The sequence below is a fragment of the Corynebacterium sp. KPL2734 genome, from assembly GCF_040225595.1.
Taxonomy (GTDB): Bacteria; Actinomycetota; Actinomycetes; order Mycobacteriales; family Mycobacteriaceae; genus Corynebacterium; species Corynebacterium rhinophilum.
Window position 1 is genome coordinate 192,287 of the sequence record NZ_JBEHFO010000001.1, and the last position, 19,440, is coordinate 211,726.

Sequence of the window (19,440 nt, forward strand, 5' to 3'; positions counted from 1 at the left end):
ATGCGCGCTGCGAGGATCGGAGGACGGGTGGGGAGAGTCGTTCATGCTTCAAGCGTAATGCCTAAGAGTGAGATTGTGGGGAGCGCGGCAGGAAATAAGAGCAACTGGGTGTATGCGGTAAACTCTGCGCCATGGAATTGATGATTGGGCGCGTCATTAAGTCGCATGGGATCAAGGGAGAAGTGGTGGTAGAGCCCACCACCGATGAGCCTGAGGTGCGCTTTGCGGTGGGAGAAACACTGCGGGGAAGGCAGGGCCGCAAGGGACACGAGTTGACTATCTCTGCGGTGCGCAGCCATAAAGGCAGGCTTTTGGTGACGTGCAAGGAAATTGCCGATCGCACACAGGCGGAAAGCCTGCGCGGCACCCAATTTTTCGCTGCCCCATTAGAGAATGACGACGAGGGCTTTTATGACCACGAGCTCGAAGGCCTGCGCGTTATCCACGAGGGGGAAGACATCGGCTCTGTGACCTCCGTCGTGCACGGGCCTAGCCAAGATCTCTTAGAGGTTGAGCTGGCTTCGGGCAACTCCGCCTTGGTGCCCTTTGTCCATGCCATCGTCCCCGAGGTGGACTTGGAAGCCGGCTCGTGCACCATCCAACCCCCAGAAGGGTTGTTGGATCTATGAGGCTCGATGTCGTGACCATCTTTCCGGAATACCTGCAGTCGCTGCGCCATGCCCTTTTAGGCAAGGCAATCGAGCAGGGCCGTCTTGAGGTGGGCGTGCACGATCTGCGGCAGTGGGCTACGGATGCTCATAAATCGGTCGATGACTCCCCCTTTGGTGGCGGCCCAGGAATGGTCATGAAACCTGAGGTATGGGGCCCTGCGCTTGACGATGTCGCACTCGGGACCACCGCCCCCACCCTCGATTCCTCCCTGCCGCACCTCAACCGCCCACGCCACGATGAATTAGAAGGTGTCGAAGCCCAGGCGTATGACGCTGAAGCGTCACAAGGCGAGCCAGATAGTGAGAACGAAGATGGCGAGCTTCCGCTGCTTCTGGTTCCCACCCCGGCTGGGGCGCCGTTTACCCAAGCGGATGCGCGGGCATGGTCCACTGAAGAGCACATTGTTTTTGCCTGTGGACGTTACGAAGGCATCGACCAGCGCGTGGTTGAAGATGCAAAGAAGCGCTACCGCGTTCGGGAAGTATCCATCGGGGATTATGTGCTCATTGGCGGGGAGGTCGCCGTATTGGTGATCGCAGAAGCCGTAGTCCGCCTTATCCCCGGGGTATTGGGTAATAAGCGCTCGCATGAAGAGGATTCCTTTTCAGATGGCCTATTGGAAGGCCCGAGCTATACCAAACCGCGCGAGTGGCGCGGGCTTGCGGTGCCGGAGGTTTTGACTTCTGGAAATCATGGTCTGGTAGATCGGTGGCGCAGGGAACAAGCGTTGGAGCGCACGTGGCAGCGCCGCCCGGAGTTATTGGATCAGGTGGAATTGAGTAAGGCGGATAAGGCATTTGTAGCGCAATTGAGCGAGCGTGAACCGAAAGGCAAGGCACAGTAGTGCGGGTGAGCGTGGATCTTTCTGTGCTGATGAGCCAGGAAGAATGGGAAGAAAGCCTGGCTGGTATGCCGGAGAAACTGCGCGATGCAGGTTTTGTGCCGGTAAATATTTTTGCCACCGTAGTTTCCCCGTCGCCGCCGAAAGATAGCCCATTGGCCCAAGAATATGAATTCAGCAATGGAACCGCAGCGGAGGGCACGCCGCTGTGGCGGGTCATCGTCAATGGCGATACCACAGCAGCCCTGCCCTCCCTCGCGCCGATGGTTGCTGAGTGCTTGCCGGCCACCGCGGCGTGGTTGGGAAGTACAGAAATCGGGCATACCGAATTCGCGTGGTCGGCCGAGCCGGTATGGAGCGTTGAATCCAGCGAAGAAAATTAGGAAAAGTCGCTAGAGAAACTTGTATCGGTGCTGGGTAGTGCTACTGTAAGTGCAGCACACACTCGCATTTTTACTTGCTCTCCAAGGACTCTCTCGCATGACTTCTCCCAATGGAAATGATTTTGGCGGATACAACCAACAGCCGCAGTACAACCAGTACCCCGCGTATTCTCAGCCGCAACAAAGCCGCGGGAATGGGGCCATGATTGCGGCGATTATTTTGGGAGTTGTGGCACTTCTTGCCATTGCCGCTGCGGCAGTCTTTTTCGTGCAGGGAAATGGCGATAATTCCAACGCCACCGCGCAGGAAACCCAATTTCAGCAAAAGGCGGACTCCACAAGCGTTGATGACAAGGACGACGAGAAGTCGTCGGGTAGTGAAGCTACCGTGACCAAGACTGAGCAGGCACCTGCGCCCGCCCCAGCTCAGGCACCTGTAAGCAGCGGCAATGGGCACTCGTGGGGCGACTACACGAGCTATTACGCTGCCACCAGTAAAACGTCAGAAGCATTTGCGAAAAATGTCTACAACACCTTTATGAATAACTGGGTGTCCGGTGGCGGAACGGATGTCACCTTGAGCGTCTATTCACCGACTACCGGTGGTGCCTATACGATGTACTGCTCCGGGAACTCCTCGAGGGTGAGCTGCTCTGGCGGCGATAGGGCCCAGGTAGTCATCCACTAAAATAGCGCGTCTTTTGCTCCTCTTCTTCCTGCTTTCAGCGTGCGGGAGGAAGAGGATTTTTGTGTGCCCTGCGGTGGCAAGCCGGGGCGATGGAAAAGGCATGCGGTAGATTGGGTGGGTCCCATACCAAGCTGTGAAATAGAAGTGTGAGGAATCTACGTGAATATTGCGGCCACCATCGCGGCGGAGATCCGCGCTCAAGAAACCCAGGTTTCGACGGCGCTGAAGCTCCTTGCGGAGGGAAATACGGTGCCTTTCATTGCGCGCTATCGCAAGGAGGTCACGGGTGGTTTGGATGATGCCCAACTGCGCACCATCGAAGAGAGGGCCACCTACCTGCGTGAGCTAGAAGAGCGCAAAGAGACAATCCTTGCCGCCATCGATGAGCAGGGCAAGCTTAGCGATGACCTGCGCAGCCAGATCCTTGCCTGCGATACCAAAGCCCGGCTTGAGGATTTGTATCTGCCGTATAAAAAGCGGCGCAAGACAAAGGCGGATATCGCGCGCGAAGCCGGCTTGGAAGAGCTGACCGACATATTGATTGCGCAGCCGCAGGCCCAGCCGGAGGAACTGGCACAGGGTTTTCTTACGGAAGGTTTCGCGGATACCAAGAAGGCGCTAGAGGGGGCGCGCTCCATTCTTATCGATCGCTTCGCGCTCGATGCAGACTTGGTAGGCAGTGTGCGCGAGCGCATGTTTAACCAGGGTGCCATGCAGGCGCAGGTGGTGGAAGGAAAGGAAGCCGAGGGGGCGAAGTTCAAGGATTACTTCGACTTCAACGAACCTTTTTCTTCGCTTCCTTCCCACCGCATTCTGGCACTCCTGCGCGGGGAGAACGAGGGAGTGCTGCAGCTGCACCTCGATGCCGGTGACGACGCCGACTACGAGAACCTCATCGCGGATCGGTTCGAGTTGGAACGCAGCTCCGCGTGGTTGGATAACGCCGTGCACTGGGGATGGCGCACCAAGCTGTATGTTTCTTCCAGCCTAGATGTGCGCATGCGCTTGAAAGAAGTAGCAGAAGAAGGCGCGCTCAAGGTCTTTGCCACGAACCTGCGCGATGTGCTGCTTGCCGCCCCCGCGGGCCAGCGCGCCACCATCGGCCTTGACCCGGGCTACCGCAACGGCACCAAATGCGCCGTGGTGGATAAAACGGGCAAGGTGCTCGATACCACCATCGTCTATCCCCATCAGCCGCAAAACCAGTGGTCGCAGGCGGTACAGACCCTGTCCACACTGTGCGCGCGGCACTCGGTTGACCTTATGGCCATCGGCAATGGCACTGCCTCCAGGGAAACAGAAAAGCTCGCGCACGAGATTGCTGACCTGCTCAAGCAGGTTGGCGGCCAGCGCCCGACGCCCGTTGTGGTCTCCGAATCAGGTGCATCGGTCTACTCCGCATCGCAGCTGGCGGCGGAGGAATTTCCCGATATGGATGTCTCGCTGCGCGGGGCGGTCTCTATTGCCCGGCGCCTGCAGGATCCGCTGGCAGAGCTGGTGAAAATCGATCCTAAGGCCATCGGAGTGGGCCAGTATCAGCACGATGTGAACCAGACGTCGCTGGCCCGGACGTTGGATGGCGTGGTAGAAAGCGCCGTCAATGGCGTCGGCGTCGACCTCAATACGGCCTCGGCGCCGCTATTGGAGCGCGTGGCGGGTGTTAACCCCACCATCGCCGCCAATATCGTGGCCTACCGCAATGACAATGGCTCTTTTGCTACCCGTAAGGAGCTGAAGAAGGTGCCGCGCTTAGGCCCGAAGGCCTTTGAACAATCCGCCGGCTTCCTGCGCATTAATGGGGGAGCGGACCCGCTCGATGCGTCGGCGGTTCACCCCGAGGCCTATCCTATCGTGACAAGGATTGCGGAGCAGACGGGGCTGGGCATCGGCGAGCTCATTGGCAATAACCGGGTGCTGGACAAGCTGGATCCCGCCGATTTTGCGGACGAGACCTTCGGTATCCCAACTGTGAGCGATATCATCGCCGAGCTAGATAAGCCGGGCCGCGATCCGCGCCCTGAGTTTAAGACCGCCACCTTTAAAGAAGGCGTACATAAGGTCTCTGACCTTACTCCGGGCATGGTTTTAGAGGGCACGGTCACCAACGTGGCGGCCTTTGGTGCGTTTGTCGATGTCGGCGTGCACCAAGATGGCCTCGTCCATGTCTCTGCCATGAGCCATCAGTTTGTTTCTGATCCCCATGAAGTCGTGCGCTCTGGCCAGGTGGTCAAGGTCAAGGTGATGGAGGTTGACGTTGATCGCCAGCGCATCGGCCTGTCGCTGCGGCTGGATGATGAACCAGGCCAGCCTGCACGGAAGCGTCGCGGCGGCGATTCACCGCGCGGATCCAGCAAGCGCGGCGGTCAAAAACCCTCGCGCGCAGCGGGGAAGAAGGGTGGCCGCAACTCCGATCGTGGAGGCTCCCGCGGGCGCCCGGCAGCCAAGGGGACCATGGCCGATGCCCTGAAGAAGGCCGGCTTCTAACTTCTCTGTGCAGCGGCCTACCGGTACCGCAAGGTGGGCCGCTGCCTGAGGCGGCGGTGGGGAAATTTCACCGCCAACCGCGCATGCGCCGAAAAATATGACCGCCACTTCGCAGTCGATGCGGACTCCCGCGTCCATTAATGGTAAGTTTGGCAAAACTAAGTAAATGGCGTCCTTCTTCTCCTGTTCCAGCGAGGCACTGCTGAGTAGAGCGGGGCAAGGGGGACGCTGAACTACTGCCATAAGGAGACAACTATGAGTCGTGCGGCCGATAGCGGTCAAGGTGCCGGGGACACCGCAGAGATGCCTTCGATAAGCGGCGAGGAACCCAAGGGCCGGGGAGTGCTGGGCTGGCACCGCCTCTTGGATTGGCGCCCGCGCAGCGCTTTGTCGCGGGTGCTTATCGTATTCCTCCTCGTTGCTCCCATCATCGTGGCCGGAACCATGATGTGGGCTATGTGGGATCCATCCAAGTACATGCGCAATATTGACCTTGCCGTGGTCAATGAAGATGCGGGCGTGGATAAGCAGGGCAAGCACACCAACTATGGCGACCAGGTGGTCAAGGGCTTGCTGGATACCGATTACCTCAACTTCTCTGAGGTCAATAAGAACGACGGCGATGAGGGCCTGGTCAAGGGCAAGTACTTGATGGTGGTGACGATCCCGAAGAACTTTTCCGAACAAGCCGTCACCATTATCAGCGAAAAGCCCGAAAAGCCTGAGATAAACTTCGCTACCAATGACTACTACGGCACGAATGGCTCAGTGATTTCCTCCAGCCTTATTCCGCAGGTGCAAACCAGCGTGGAAAACGCCATTTCCAAAAAGTACGCTGACCAGGTCATCGAAGGGCTTACTAAGTTGAGCGACGGCCTGAACAATGCCGCGGACGGCGCGGGGCGACTCGATGAAGGCGTCGGCAAGCTGCAAGAGGGCGGCGGGCGCGCGATTGACGGAATTAACAAGCTCGACAACGGTGCGGGAACGCTTAATAACGGCACGGCCGAGCTCCTCAACGGAACGACGCGGCTCAATGATGGCGTCGGCCAGTTGAATGATGGTGCGGGCCGGCTGAGCGATGGCGCCGCGCGCCTCGATGACGGTGCCACCCGGCTTGCCGATGGCTCCGATAAGCTCCTTGCCGGTACCGGCCGCCTCGCCGATGGTGCGGGCCAAATCGATGCCGGTGTCAATCAGCTCACGGGCATGCTGATCCCCGTGCTGAAACAAGCCCAAGCCGTGGTGCCTGGTCTTACCCAGCTGGTAGACATTCTGCGCGGGCTCGGCATGACCCAACAAGCAGACCAGCTTTATTCGCTCGTATCCAAGCTTGATCCCGCATCGAGTGGGAATATGGTGGGGCAGCTGGAAAAACTTTCCGCAGGTACCGGCCAGTTGCACTACAACCTGTCCGATCCGCAATCGGAATATCTGGGCGGCCTTACCACGCTCAACGGCGGGGCACACCGCCTGTCTGATGGCATCAAGGAACTGCGCGGCGGAGTCGGGAAGCTTAGTGACGGTACCTCGCAGCTGCAGGACGGCGCGTCCCGCCTGCAGGATGGCGCATCTCGCCTCCACGATGGCACGGGCGCGCTTAAGGAGGGCACCGGCCGGCTGGCAGAAGGCGGAGCTGAGCTGAAGGGCGGCATGGATCGCCTCAAGGAAGGCTCCGGCGAACTATCCACGAAGCTTGCCGAGGGCGCAGCTAAAGCTCCCACCGTTTCCCGTCCTGAGGATTCCGCGCAAAATATGGCGGTACCCATCAACTTCACCGCATCTAATGTCCACCCCGTGCAAACGGTGGTAAACCCAGCGGACCCGACCGAGAAGAATATTACCGGCGGCGCCTCCATGCTCTTCGTGCTCGTATTCGGCTTCCTCGTGATGCTGCTGCTGGCGATGACGCTGCCGTACTACATGGCGCGTAGGGGAGCCCGGATAACTAGCCCTGCCCGCAGCGTCTTCGGCGCCTTTGTCGCGCTGACCGGGCTGAACTTCCTCGTACTAGCGTTTATGGCCCTGATGTCTTCTACCCTGGGATGGCAGCCGGCAAGTTGGTCCATGATCGCGCTCGTACTTGCTGCGATATCCGCTGTAGGTGCTGCGACCTACCAGTTCTTCCTGGTTACCTTCGGGCGCAAGATTGGTTCGATCTTTGCCGCCGGCGCCTTCGCCCTGGGCGTCATGGTCTTTGGCGGGGTATGGCCGGTCGTGGCGATTCCGCGTGCGCTGAGCCTGCTGCACCCCTTCCATCCGATGTCCTACGCCAAGGATGCCTTTACCCGCGCCACCGATGGCATTCATGATGGAACGTTCTGGAGCGGGATTATCATCCTCTTTGGCATCACGGTGATTGCGGTGGGGGCCTCGTACCTCGTCTTCCGAGCACGGCACCTGGGCACGGCGAAGATCCTCGATGAGCACCATTCCCGCTTCCGCTCTCCCATGCCTGCCTAAGCTGCGCCCGGCCCGTTCGCCCCAGGTAGGGTAGTAAATCTGCGAAGCAGAGGAATTTGGAATTGGCCGGTTCCTATGGAAAGATAGTCCATCGTTCTATGTAACGGGCACGAACCGGTCAGGCTTCAAGCCGCCAGGGTCCTCTGTCCCAAACTGAAAAGGAATATTGGTATGACCAACATTATCGACAAGGTCGATGCAGCACAGCTGCGCGACGACATCCCGTCCTTCCGCCCCGGCGATACCCTCGACGTCAATGTCAAGGTTATTGAGGGTAACAACGAGCGTGCACAGCTCTTCAAGGGCATCTGCATCCGCCGCCAGGGCTCCGGTATCCGCGAGACCTTCACCGTGCGTAAGGTGTCCTTCGGTATCGGCGTAGAGCGTACCTTCCCGGTTCACTCCCCGAACCTCGAGTCCATCAAGGTCTCCCGCCGCGGCCGCGTCCGCCGTGCGAAGCTGTACTACCTGCGCGATCTGCGCGGCAAGAAGGCTCGCATCAAGGAGCGTCGCTAGTTCTAGCGCCGCTGCGCGCAGCGTTTCTCTCCCTTCCTTTCCCACATCCACAGTGCCGGGAAAGGGAGGGAGATTTTTATTGCGTTCTCTTCAAATCATTTCGATTTCCTGTGAATCGCCCCGCAGTCACGGGAGCCAATCCGTATTGCGGGCATGCAGTTGCTAGGATCTGACGGGTGAATAACGAAAGCATCTCGCAGGGCAAAGAAGCGGCCACGGAGAAGGTAGCCACGGAGAAAAAACAAATGCCGTGGTGGCTGGAGACTCTCGTGGTCGTCATTTCCGTGCTGGTGGTCGTGGGGCTATTCCAAAACTTCATTGGCCGCCAATACGTGATTCCCTCAGGATCCATGGAGCCGACACTGCACGGCTGTGAGGGATGCACAAATGACCGCATCTTTACAGAAAAGGTCTCCTACTACGGCGATAAGGGCCCAGAGCCAGGAGACGTTGTGGTCTTTAAGGGCACGGACGACTGGAACGGGAGTTACGTGTCTCCGCGCTCATCCAATTCCGTCATTCATGGCATCCAGGATGCGTTGAGCTTTATTTCCCTGGCACCGCCAGATGAAAATACCCTGGTCAAGCGCGTTATCGCCATCGGTGGGCAGACGGTGTCGTGCCAAGAGGGCGATCCCGCCGTCATGGTGGATGGCAAGCCCATCAATCAGGACTACGTACAGGATCCGCCGACCTACCCAGTGGATGAGTCGACCGGATCGGAAGCATGCGGCGGCCCGTATTTCGGCCCAGTGAAGGTGCCCGAAGAGAATATCTGGGTCATGGGGGATAACCGCACCGCGTCTGCTGATTCGCGTTACCACATGGGTGATAATTTCCACGGCACGATCCCCGTAGAGAATGTGCGCGGAAAGGTGCAGTTCGTATTCTGGCCGTTCAACCGCATTGGTGGGGTCGATGACCCAGACATCCAAAGCTAAGCCGCAACAACAGCGCCTGCGCACCCGGGATTTCCTCGCACCGGTCATAGGCGGCTTCGTGCTCTTAGTCCTACTGCAGGCTTTCGTCGGCCGGATGTATGTCATTCCCTCCGCGTCGATGGAACCCACGCTGCATGGCTGTACTGGCTGCGATAATGACCGCATCGCGGTGCAGAAAATGAGCTATTATTTCCACGACCCAGATCCAGGCGATGTCGTGGTTTTTGAAGGACCCGAATCCTGGAATACCGAATTTGAAGTTCAGCGCTCCGAAAACGTGCTGGTGCGCGGTGCCCAAAATGCCCTTGCATCCGTGGGGCTTTTGCCCAATGGGGAAAATATCCTGGTCAAGCGCGTTATCGCTACCGAGGGCCAGACGGTCAAGTGCGAAGAGGGCGATTCCGCGGTGATGGTGGATGGCGCACCGATAGATCAGAGCTTCACGTTGGATCCTCCCGAGATTCCGGTGGATCCTGGCTCCGGCTCGCAGGCTTGTGGCGGCGAGTACTTTGGCCCCGTGACCGTCCCGGAAGGCAATATGTGGGTCATGGGGGATAACCGCACCAATTCCCTTGATTCCCGCGCGCACATCGGAGATCACCTGCAAGGCACCGTGCCGGTCGATAATGTGCGCGGCAAGGTAGAAGCCGTGGTCTTGCCCGTATCGCGCTTTGGTGGCATCGACGATCCGGATATCCAGAATGCGGCGGCTTAAACAGCAGCGCACCTTTGAGGTGGCGCTGGCCCGAGCGGGGCTCGGCCCCGTCGCTGGGGTGGATGAAGCCGGCCGCGGTGCGTGCTGCGGCCCCATCACCATCGCCGCCTGCATCCTGCCCGAGCGCATCGTGGGAGAATTGGATACCTTAACCGATTCCAAGAAGCTCACGCCCCGCCAACGAGAAAAGCTCTTTCCCATCATTAAAGACAAGGCTGTGGACTGGTCGGTGGTCCATATTGCGGCAGGGGACATCGACAAGCGCGGCATCCAGCACGCGAATACCTCAGGCATGCGCAGGGCGGTAGCGCGCCTGGACAAGCGCCCAGGCTATGTGCTTTCCGATGCCCTCTATATCCCCGGCCTTACCCAACCTCACCTGCCCATTATTGGCGGGGATGCGGCGGCGCGATGCATTGCGGCGGCAAGCGTGTTGGCCAAGGTAAGCCGGGATCACCTCATGCGGGATCTGGATGAGCGTTTTCCGGGCTATGGCTTGGCTGGGCATAAGGGCTATGGCACCAAGGCGCACGAGGCCGCGATTGCCGCTTTGGGGGCGAGCCCGGAACACCGCATGAGCTACAGCAATGTGCAGCGCGCCCATGCCCAATTCACTGCGCGTGCCTAGCGAAAATTGTGGTTTCTGCGCGCTAAGCTAGGGCGAGCTATCCCATCTTTTGGAGGTCCACAGTGAGTGCAGAGGAACTCGAAAACTACGAGGCAGAGGTAGAGCTGTCCCTTTACCGCGAATATCGCGATGTCGTCAGCCAGTTTTCTTATGTCGTAGAAACCGAGCGTCGTTTCTACCTGGCCAATGCCGTAGAACTGATTCCCCATACCGCCGGGCCCGATGTGTACTACGAGGTGCGCATGTCCGATGCCTGGGTATGGGATATGTATCGTTCCGCGCGCTTTGTGCGCTACGTTCGCGTCATTACCTACAAGGACGTCAATATCGAGGAATTGGATAAGCCGGATTTCATCATGCCGGACTAGGGCTTAGCGCGCCTGTCAACTCGGCGCCCGCTGCATTCCGCCGCAGCTGTGGATAACTCTTCGTGATGTCGAAGTTATTCACAGCTGCGGCGGTTTTCTGGTTTTCGGGCTTGTAGCCTGCCCGCATCCTGCGGTGTTCTGTGCGTGCAGTACAAAACAGCACGAAAGAAAAGGACACCGCACATGCAATTTGCATCAGATAAACACTTGGCCACGAAACATCCTCGGTATAGACAACAGCTAGGCAAGCGGGGCGAATCATTTGCCGCGCGCTACCTCCGCCAGCGGGGATCCGAGATCATCGCCGCAAACGTTAGCTACCGCGTGGGAGAAATCGATCTGATCGCCCGCGAGCCAGATGGCACTATCGTCTTCGTCGAGGTGAAAACCCGCTCTACAGCGAGCTTTGGCATAGCTGAGGCCGTAACTCCACACAAGCTTTCGCGCATGCGCAGGGCCGCCGTCCAATGGTTAGATGGCAAGCCACTTTCCACAGTGCGCTTTGATGTCATAGCCCTCGTGGCCAAAAACGAGGGCTTTGAGCTAGAACACTTTACGGGGGTCGACGATGGCTCTCGGTAAATGTTTAGCAGTCTCCCTACACGGCGTGCTCGCCCGCGTTATCAACGTCGAAGCGAATGTGGGGCACGGGCTTCCCGGAATCCATGTGGTGGGGCATGCGGATACTGCGATATCTGAATCCCGCGACCGCATCAAGACCGCCGCCGCGAACTCCCGCCTGCCGTGGCCGAAAACCAAGGTCATCGTGTCCATGTCGCCGGCCTCTTTACCAAAATCAGGCTCCCACTTTGACCTGCCCATGGCCCTTGCGATTCTCGCCGCCCACGTAGAACAGCACGGCGCTGATTACGCGCGCTTCGTGCAGGCACCCAGCCGGGTTCTCGAAGAAACCTTGGTGCTCGGGGAACTGGGGCTGGACGGCACGGTTAGAGCAGTCCCCGGCATTATCCCAGCACTTCTTGCCGCCCGCGAGGAGGGCATTAACACGCTGGTTATTCCGCCAGGAAATGCCGCCGAGGCCACCCTCGTGCCCGATATGAATGTCTTGGTTGCAGCCACGCTCTTTGATGCCTTTGCGTGGGCGCTAGGAGAGCGTGACCTGCCTCGCGCAGCCGAGTGCTGCTCTGACCACCCCGCACCGGCACCCACACAGGAACGGCTCGACTATTGCGATATAGCCGGGCAGCATCATGCGAAGTGGGCGGCAGAAGTCGCCGCTGCCGGTGGACACCACCTGTTGATGATCGGCCCACCGGGCTCGGGAAAATCCATGATCGCCTCGCGCCTGCCCAGCATCCTTCCGGACCTGAGCCCAGACCAGATGGTAGAAACCACCGCTATCCACTCGCTGACAGGAACCCCCGGAGAAGTGGTCTCCCATGCTCCCTTCATCGCCCCGCACTCTTCGGTCACCCGCGCAGCGCTCCTTGGTGGTGGAAGTGGCCATCCTCGCCCAGGTGCGGTGAGCCTGGCCCATAATGGGGTGCTCTTCCTCGATGAAGTCAGCGAGGTAAGCGCACCGGTCCTCGACGGCATGCGGGCGCCTTTAGAAGAAGGCCATGTCCGCCTAGCACGCGCGCAGCAAGAAATAGACTACCCGGCGCGTTTCCAGCTCATTATGGCCGCCAATCCCTGCCGGTGCGCTGCCGAGGATCCCTCTAAATGCACCTGCAATCCGCATGACCGGCTTAATTATCTATCGAACCTGTCTGGGCCCTTGCGTGACCGCTTGGACATGGTGGTCACCCTGTCTGGGCAGTCAGCCACCATTAACGCGGAGGGCGAAGAATCATCTTCCGCCATTGCTGAGCGCGTCGCCGCAGCCCGTGACCGCGCCCGGGCACGCTGGGCAGCTGATGACATTCCGGCACGCGTCAATGGCGCCGTGTCCTCGTCCTATTTGCGCCGACACCGCCCAGCTTCCGAGTCCGCGATGATCATGCTGTCTGCCTACTTAGCCGAAGGCGAGATTTCGCAGCGCGGTATCGACCGCGTCCTGCGCGTGTCGTGGACCTTGGCCGATCTGCACGGAAGCTCTAGGCCGGATCTTGCGGAAGTGGGCCAAGCCCTCGACCTTCGCTCGAGCCAGACGGTGGGGAGGATTTCGGCATGAGTGAGCTTGATTTATCCACTCCACTTGCCACGTGGGTATATCTCAATCGCGTGGTTGAGGGCCCGTCTGCCTCCTTGCAGGCCTTGCTGGAGCACCATTCGGCGGAAGAGATTGCCCACGGGATTTATCACCGAGCCGATTGGATCGGGCCGCTTTTGGCCCGCACCGCCTCGCGGTTTGATTGGGTGCGGCAAAAAGAAGATCTCGCTGCGGCAGAGCGCGTAGGGGCGCGCTTGATTACGGCCGATAGCCCGGAGTGGCCGACAGAGGAATTCTCTTCCGCCTTCGGTTTCTACCAGAATGGCGCGGACGCGCCGGCCACATTCGATGAACAAGCAGTGCCGCCACATAGCTTGTGGGTACGCGGCTCAGCACTCAAACCCGAGGTAGGGCAGGCCGTAGGGATCGTGGGCACGCGCGCCATTTCGCGCTATGGGTGGCAGGCAACCCAAAGCGTGGTCTTAGGCCTGGTAAACCACGAATGGACGATCGTCTCCGGCGGCGCCTTGGGAGTAGATACGGTGGCGCATGAGACCGCCTTACACAATGCGGGGCGCACCGTTGCGGTAGCCGCATGCGGAATCGACAAGAATTATCCGGCCCGCAATGGTGGACTCTTCGATCAGATTGCCGATAATGGCTGCATCGTCTCCGAATTCGCCCCCGAGACAGCACCCAAGCGGCATCGCTTCCTTATTCGCAACCGCCTTGTTGCAGCGCTGAGCCAAGGAATCGTGGTCATGGAAGCCGCGTATCGTTCCGGCGCGCTTAATACCCTCAACTGGGCGGAAGCTTTAGGGCGCGTTGCCATGGCCGTGCCGGGACCAATTACGACGAGCGGCTCGCTCGGGTGCCACCAGCGCATCCAAGACGGGCGGGCCCAGTTGGTCGCCAGCGCCGATGAAGTTCGCGCCCTAGTCAGCCGCGCCGGGACGGTCGATCCGGAGGCGCAATATGAGATGAATTTTGCGGCGTCCTTAACGCAGCGGCTATCGCGGAATGAGTTACGTGTTTTTGATGCGACCCCGCCGCCGGGACGCCCTGCAGCCACCGCTGAAGATATTGCACGCGACGCGGGATTCCGCCTTCCTCTTACTATCCACTTATTGCTTACCCTAGAGAAAATGTGCGTGATCGTGCGGGAAGGAAATAACTGGGTTCGCTTAGAGATGGGCTGAAAAGGAAGTAAACTCATGGGGTATGAGTGATAAACGGAAGGCTGCAGAAAGCAATGCTCCGGTGGGGCAAATGGATGAGGCCATCGAGGATTTTGCGGACTTCCAGCTCCAGGTCAAAGGCCGTGCGGAGGCCACGGTGCGTGGCTACCGCGCGGACTTAAAAAACCTGGCCCAAGACATCGATACTTTTGCGGACCTTAATCTCAATAACCTGCGGCGGTGGCTGGGCAACGCGGTTGCAGAAGGCAAAGCGCGCGCAACGCTGGCACGCAGGACTGCCTCAGTTAAAGCCTTTTCCACCTGGGCGGAAAGGGAAGGCTACCTAAGCCGTGATGTCGCGGCACGATTGGTAACACCGAAGGTGGGCCAGCATCTCCCAACGGTCATGGCGCCGCAACAGGCGGGTGAACTTGTGGGCAATGCCGTTTCAGTCGATGAAGCCCATTTTCAGCGCGATAGCGCCATTTTGGAGCTGCTCTATGCTACCGGAATGCGCGTTGCGGAATTGGCCCGCCTCGATATCGGGGACGTGGACTTTAAGCGTTCCACCGCGCGCGTTACTGGTAAGGGAAACAAGCAAAGGGTCGTGCCCTTCGGTACCGCCGCAACCGATGCCCTGCAGCAGTGGATAGATGGCGGGCGCAAAGAACTGGCGCGGGGAGATACCCAGGCCATTTTTGTGGGCAGTAGGGGAGCGCGCATTGATCAGCGCCAGGTGCGGCGCATCGTGGAAAAAGCCGCAGCGGTTACGGGCACAAGCGGGCTCACACCGCACGGGGTGCGCCACCTTGCGGCTACTCACCTCCTAGAAGGCGGGGCGGATCTGCGCGTGGTCCAAGAGCTACTGGGCCATTCATCCTTGAGTACCACACAGATTTATACGCATGTCTCCGCAAAGCGGTTAAAGCAGGTCTATTCCCAGGCGCACCCGCGGGCCTGAGTAATTCTCATAAAGGCTTAAGCCGGATGACCGGCATATCTAGCAGGCTTAGTGGGTCGATATAGCTGTCTTTGGCGATTCGGGCGCCCCAATGCAGCCCTGGTGTGCCGTCTACTGGGTGGCCGAGCTTGCCTATAGTTTGTCCCTCGCGCACTTCTTGGCCTTGGGTAACGCTCGCGTGCACTGGTTGATACGTGGTGCGAATGCCGTCGGCATGGTCAATCGAAATGACTGGGGTGCCTGCAACGGTGCCGACAAAAGCGACGGTGCCTGATTCGGCGGCGACGACGGTACCGCCTATTCGCAGGGCCATATCGACGCCGCGGTGTCCGGCGCTCCACTTATGCTCGGGCTTATCAAAGCCGCGTAGCACCCGAACCGGGCGCGTCTTTCCGGAGGCGGGATCGACATATGCGGCAGCGGGCGCAGCGCACAGTAGTACTAGCGCACCAGTCAGGATGGTGGTGACGGAGGGGAGAAGGGGGCATCGGCAAGCGGCGTTGTTGTGTGGTCGTAGCAAACGGTTCATGGGGCACAGTGTGAAGCGTTGGGCCAATATTGTCCTGCGAAGCCTGGATTAGCTGTGGATAAATTGACAGCGTTGGGGCGGAAGAAACTCGAGTGACAATCGAGATGCAGCGGCCAGAGGAACTTGTGGAAAAGTGCTCGTTCGGTTTGGAAAATCCAGCTGGCTGGGATTATTGTCTTCTATAGCAGTGTGTCCGCTGGGTGGTAATCATCACGGAGGCATTGACTACGCGCGACGAAGTTGTCGCATCCTGCATTAAGGATGTGGCGGTCCGATAGCTGACGTGGTCCTTGGAAACAAGGTGTTAGCAGGGCCTTCGTTGCTAGGGTGCGGAATAAAACACCGCACATTTGGAAAAACCGAAAGACAATTAAAAGAAAGCGAGCGAATCATGGCAGTTGTAACCATGCGCGAGCTCCTCGACGCTGGTGTGCACTTTGGCCACCAGACCCGTCGCTGGAACCCGAAGATGCGTCGTTTCATCTTCACTGACCGTAACGGCATCTACATCATCGACCTGCAGCAGACGCTGACCTACATCGATGAGGCATACGAATTCGTTAAGGAAACCGTCGCTCACGGTGGCACCATCCTTTTCGTTGGCACCAAGAAGCAGGCGCAGGAAGCAGTTGCTGAAGAAGCAACCCGCGTCGGCATGCCTTATGTCAACCACCGTTGGTTGGGTGGCATGCTCACCAACTTCCAGACCGTGTCCAAGCGTCTGAAGCGCATGAAGGAGCTTCAGGCTATGGATGAGCGTGAGGACGGCTACAAGGGCCGTACCAAGAAGGAAGTTTTGATGCTTAACCGCGAGCGCGCCAAGCTTGAGCGCGTTCTGGGCGGCATCTCCGAGATGGCTAAGACCCCGTCCGCACTGTGGATTGTTGACACCAACAAGGAGCACATCGCGGTTAAGGAAGCTCACAAGCTGAACATCCCGGTTGTTGCCATCTTGGACACCAACTGCGACCCAGATGATGTTGACTTCCCGATTCCGGGCAACGATGACGCAATCCGTTCCACCAAGCTGCTGTCCGGCATCGTGGCTTCTGCCGTCGAAGAAGGTAAGAAGGCTCGCGAGGAGCGTCAGCTTGCAGCCGCTAAGGAAGCTGCCGGCGATTCCGCAGAGAAGGAACAGCGCGATGCTGAGGCTGCTGCAGCCGCATCCGATCCTGCTTCTGCAGAAAAGACCGAGGAAGCACCCGCAGACAAGCCTGCACAGTAGGCCTGCCTCTTGTGAGGATTCTTTCTTAACTGCACTTAATTGAATACCCCACGCACATTTTGGTGTGGGGCAGCTAGGGAATAATTCCTGTACAAGGCTGTTTACCTGACCCCTACCACCGTGTGCTACGGCGGTGGGGGTTACTTTTATCTATGCTGGAGGCGGCTAAAATTAGCCTCAGTACGACCGCATTGATGAAGGCAAAATGGGGTAGATTTCCCACCCAAAGACGGCGCGAGACCGCTACTTCGGCTACGCTGTCTCAACGAACACTGATTGATTTTCAAGGAGGATCGCCCTAACTATGGCGAACTACACTGCTGCAGACGTGAAGGCACTGCGCGAAGCAACTGGCTCCGGCATGCTCGATTGCAAGAAGGCCCTGGAAGAAAACGGCGGCGACTACGACAAGGCCGTTGAATTCCTGCGCATCAAGGGCGCTAAGAACGTGTCCAAGCGTGCTGACCGCGAGGCTACCGAAGGTCTCGTTGCCGTATCCGGCAACACCATGGTTGAGATCAACTGTGAGACCGACTTCGTGGCAAAGAACGAAGGCTTCCAGTCCTTCGCTAACAAGATTGTTGAAGCTGCAGCCGCAGCCAAGGCTAACTCCCCGGAAGAACTCAACAACGTAGAGATCGACGGCCAGAAGGTCTCCGAGTTCGTTGACCAGGAGTCCGCAAAGACCGGTGAGAAGCTGCAGGCACGTCGTGCAGTCACTGTCGATGGCGACAATGTTGCTGTCTACCTGCACCAGCGTTCCGCTGACCTGCCTCCTGCAGTCGGTGTCTTGGTTTCCTACGAAGGCAACAAGGAAGGCGCACACGCTGCCGCACTGCAGATTGCAGCTATGAACGCTGAGTATCTGAAGCGCGAAGACGTTCCTGCAGAGATCGTCGAGAAGGAGCGCTCCATCGCTGAGGCCACCACTCGTGAGGAGGGCAAGCCTGAGGCTGCTCTTCCAAAGATCGTGGAAGGCCGCCTGAACGGCTTCTACAAGTCCGTTGTCTTGCTGGAGCAGGCTTCCTTGTCCGATAACAAGAAGACCGTCAAGCAGGTCGCAGAAGAGGCCGGCACCACCATTACCGGCTTCGTCCGCTACGAGGTTGGCGCTTAAGTTTAAGCCCGCTTTTTAGCCTTTAAAGCCCACGGGAGGAGTGTCCTCTCTGTGGGCTTTTGTGCTGTCTAGGGACACTGGGGAAGCGGTGGCTGCTGGCCTATGGTGCAGTGTGGGGAACCGGTGGCAGTGTGGGTAAGATGGAAAAGAAATAAAATCAGCCCGCGCAAAAGGAGACGATGAAGGCGTGACTTCTGCAGACGAAAAGCGAACCGGATACAAACGAGTAATGCTGAAACTCGGCGGCGAAATGTTTGGCGGAGGCAAAGTCGGAATTGACCCGGACGTTGTCGAAAATGTAGCTCGCCAAATCGCTGAAGTAGCTGAGCAGGGGATCGAAATCGCCGTGGTGATCGGCGGCGGCAACTTCTTCCGCGGAGCAGAGCTCTCGCAGCGCGGCATGGACCGCGCCCGCTCTGACTACATGGGAATGCTGGGCACAGTCATGAACTCGTTGGCCCTGCAGGACTTCTTGAAGCAAAAGGGCGTTGATTGCCGTGTGCAAACGTCTATCAACATGGCGCAAATCGCCGAGCCGTACCTGCCGCTGCGCGCTGACCGACACCTAGAGAAGGGCCGCGTGGTTATCTTCGGTGCCGGCATGGGCATGCCGTATTTCTCCACGGACACCACGGCCGCGCAGCGCGCCTTGGAAATTGGCGCCGATGTGCTCTTCTTGGCCAAGGGCGTTGATGGCGTGTACTCCGATGACCCACGCACGAACCCGGATGCGGAGCTCTACACCCAAATTACTCCGCGCGAGGTCATTGAAAAGGGGCTCAAGGTTGCCGATGCAACCGCCTTTAGCCTGTGCATGGACAATGACATGCCGATCTTGGTCTTCAACCTCCTAGAAGAGGGAAATATCGCCCGCGCGGCCAGCGGCCAGGTTATCGGCACGCTGGTGCAGTCCTAATTCTAAAACGACACAGAACCTGCTACCTTTTATACAGCTACCCCTCAACGTTGAAGGATGATTCAGCCTCATGATCGATGACATTCAGCTCGAAGCCGAAGAGCACATGACCGCTTCCGTCGAGCACACCCGCGAGCAGCTGGTGACCATTCGTACCGGACGCGCGAACCCAGCGATGTTCAACGGGCTCATCGCGGAGTACTACGGTGCGCCGACGCCGATTACTCAGATGGCTACCATCTCTGTTCCAGAGCCGCGCATGTTGCTCATCAAGCCATACGAGCAGTCCATGATCCAAGAGATTGAAAACTCCATCCGCAACTCGGATTTGGGCGTTAACCCCACCAACGACGGTCACGTACTGCGTGTGACCGTTCCCCAGCTGACCGAGGAACGCCGTAAGGAAATGGTCAAGCTGGCTAAGAGCAAGGGCGAGGACGGCAAGATCGCAATCCGCAATATTCGCCGCAAGGCCATGGAACAGCTGAAGATGCTCCAAAAGGATGGCGAAGAGGGCGAGGATGAGGTCCTTGCCGCAGAGAAGGAAATGGAAAAGATTACCGCTGGCTACGTCGAGCAGATTGACAAGCTAGTGGAAAACAAGGAATCCGAATTGATGGAGGTCTAGGACTTTTCCGCTGCCGCCGCGCCCAATCGGCCGGCGGCGCTTTTCTATACGTAGTATTTTTGTATAGGAAATAG

Annotated in this window: 20 protein-coding genes; 19 read left to right on the top strand and 1 reads right to left on the bottom strand. The window is 58.6% G+C overall.

What is annotated here, in order from left to right; all coding sequences use genetic code 11:
- Positions 1–131: 131 nt before the first annotated feature.
- From rimM to ABRP88_RS00960, 15 genes are all read left to right on the top strand, one after another.
- Positions 132–629 carry a ribosome maturation factor RimM gene (gene rimM, locus ABRP88_RS00890; RefSeq protein WP_284769581.1) on the top strand — a complete coding sequence of 166 codons (498 nt, stop codon included), beginning with the start codon at positions 132–134 and terminating at the stop codon, positions 627–629.
- Positions 626–1,516, top strand: coding sequence for a tRNA (guanosine(37)-N1)-methyltransferase TrmD (gene trmD / locus ABRP88_RS00895; protein WP_349835751.1), 891 nt, complete (start codon positions 626–628; stop codon positions 1,514–1,516). Before rimM ends, trmD begins: the two co-directional genes overlap by 4 nt.
- 5 nt (positions 1,517–1,521) lie before the next feature.
- Positions 1,522–1,896, top strand: a complete 375-nt coding sequence (locus ABRP88_RS00900; RefSeq protein ID WP_284850018.1) for a hypothetical protein — start codon at positions 1,522–1,524, stop codon at positions 1,894–1,896.
- A gap of 97 nt (positions 1,897–1,993) precedes the next feature.
- On the top strand, positions 1,994–2,584 hold the full coding sequence (locus tag ABRP88_RS00905; RefSeq protein ID WP_349835752.1) for a hypothetical protein: 591 nt from the start codon (positions 1,994–1,996) through the stop codon (positions 2,582–2,584).
- A 159-nt stretch (positions 2,585–2,743) separates the two neighbouring features.
- The gene (locus ABRP88_RS00910) at positions 2,744–5,068 is read left to right on the top strand and encodes a Tex family protein (protein ID WP_349835754.1); all 2,325 of its coding nucleotides are present in this window, start codon (positions 2,744–2,746) and stop codon (positions 5,066–5,068) included.
- Positions 5,069–5,323: 255 nt separating this feature from the next.
- Positions 5,324–7,531 carry a YhgE/Pip family protein gene (locus ABRP88_RS00915; protein WP_349835755.1) on the top strand — a complete coding sequence of 736 codons (2,208 nt, stop codon included), beginning with the start codon at positions 5,324–5,326 and terminating at the stop codon, positions 7,529–7,531.
- 171 nt (positions 7,532–7,702) lie between these two features.
- On the top strand, positions 7,703–8,047 hold the full coding sequence (gene rplS / locus ABRP88_RS00920; protein ID WP_005278655.1) for a 50S ribosomal protein L19: 345 nt from the start codon (positions 7,703–7,705) through the stop codon (positions 8,045–8,047).
- Positions 8,048–8,292: 245 nt separating this feature from the next.
- Positions 8,293–8,988, top strand: a complete 696-nt coding sequence (gene lepB / locus ABRP88_RS00925; protein WP_349835866.1) for a signal peptidase I — start codon at positions 8,293–8,295, stop codon at positions 8,986–8,988.
- A complete protein-coding gene (gene lepB / locus ABRP88_RS00930) occupies positions 8,966–9,703 on the top strand; it encodes a signal peptidase I (protein WP_284769587.1) in 738 nt (245 codons plus the stop codon). The genes lepB (ABRP88_RS00925) and lepB (ABRP88_RS00930) overlap by 23 nt, the downstream gene beginning before the upstream one ends.
- Positions 9,681–10,331: a ribonuclease HII gene (locus ABRP88_RS00935; protein ID WP_284769799.1), complete on the top strand. Its 651-nt coding sequence runs from the start codon at positions 9,681–9,683 to the stop codon at positions 10,329–10,331. The genes lepB (ABRP88_RS00930) and ABRP88_RS00935 overlap by 23 nt, the downstream gene beginning before the upstream one ends.
- Before the next feature lie 62 nt (positions 10,332–10,393).
- The gene (locus ABRP88_RS00940; protein ID WP_005278666.1) at positions 10,394–10,699 is read left to right on the top strand and encodes a DUF2469 domain-containing protein; all 306 of its coding nucleotides are present in this window, start codon (positions 10,394–10,396) and stop codon (positions 10,697–10,699) included.
- Positions 10,700–10,882: 183 nt separating this feature from the next.
- On the top strand, positions 10,883–11,281 hold the full coding sequence (locus tag ABRP88_RS00945) for a YraN family protein (RefSeq protein ID WP_284769588.1): 399 nt from the start codon (positions 10,883–10,885) through the stop codon (positions 11,279–11,281).
- Positions 11,268–12,833 carry a YifB family Mg chelatase-like AAA ATPase gene (locus tag ABRP88_RS00950; RefSeq protein WP_284769589.1) on the top strand — a complete coding sequence of 522 codons (1,566 nt, stop codon included), beginning with the start codon at positions 11,268–11,270 and terminating at the stop codon, positions 12,831–12,833. The genes ABRP88_RS00945 and ABRP88_RS00950 overlap by 14 nt, the downstream gene beginning before the upstream one ends.
- Positions 12,830–14,011 carry a DNA-processing protein DprA gene (dprA, locus tag ABRP88_RS00955; RefSeq protein WP_349835757.1) on the top strand — a complete coding sequence of 394 codons (1,182 nt, stop codon included), beginning with the start codon at positions 12,830–12,832 and terminating at the stop codon, positions 14,009–14,011. The genes ABRP88_RS00950 and dprA overlap by 4 nt, the downstream gene beginning before the upstream one ends.
- A gap of 22 nt (positions 14,012–14,033) precedes the next feature.
- On the top strand, positions 14,034–14,951 hold the full coding sequence (locus ABRP88_RS00960) for a tyrosine recombinase XerC (RefSeq protein ID WP_349835759.1): 918 nt from the start codon (positions 14,034–14,036) through the stop codon (positions 14,949–14,951).
- Positions 14,952–14,958: 7 nt separating this feature from the next.
- Here ABRP88_RS00960 and ABRP88_RS00965 read toward each other — a convergent pair whose 3' ends face one another.
- Positions 14,959–15,480 (bottom strand): M23 family metallopeptidase, encoded by a 522-nt coding sequence (locus ABRP88_RS00965; protein WP_284796013.1) that lies wholly within the window; start codon positions 15,478–15,480, stop codon positions 14,959–14,961.
- Between the two features lie 391 nt (positions 15,481–15,871).
- Here ABRP88_RS00965 and rpsB point away from each other — a divergent pair, with 391 nt between their 5' ends.
- From rpsB to frr, 4 genes are all read left to right on the top strand, one after another.
- Positions 15,872–16,705, top strand: a complete 834-nt coding sequence (gene rpsB / locus ABRP88_RS00970) for a 30S ribosomal protein S2 (RefSeq protein ID WP_284769593.1) — start codon at positions 15,872–15,874, stop codon at positions 16,703–16,705.
- Between the two features lie 304 nt (positions 16,706–17,009).
- Complete coding sequence (gene tsf / locus ABRP88_RS00975; protein WP_284769594.1) at positions 17,010–17,822, top strand: translation elongation factor Ts; 813 nt, start codon at positions 17,010–17,012, stop codon at positions 17,820–17,822.
- Positions 17,823–18,051: 229 nt separating this feature from the next.
- The gene (gene pyrH / locus ABRP88_RS00980) at positions 18,052–18,738 is read left to right on the top strand and encodes a UMP kinase (RefSeq protein WP_284769800.1); all 687 of its coding nucleotides are present in this window, start codon (positions 18,052–18,054) and stop codon (positions 18,736–18,738) included.
- Positions 18,739–18,808: 70 nt separating this feature from the next.
- A complete protein-coding gene (frr, locus tag ABRP88_RS00985) occupies positions 18,809–19,366 on the top strand; it encodes a ribosome recycling factor (RefSeq protein WP_349835761.1) in 558 nt (185 codons plus the stop codon).
- Positions 19,367–19,440: the final 74 nt, after the last annotated feature.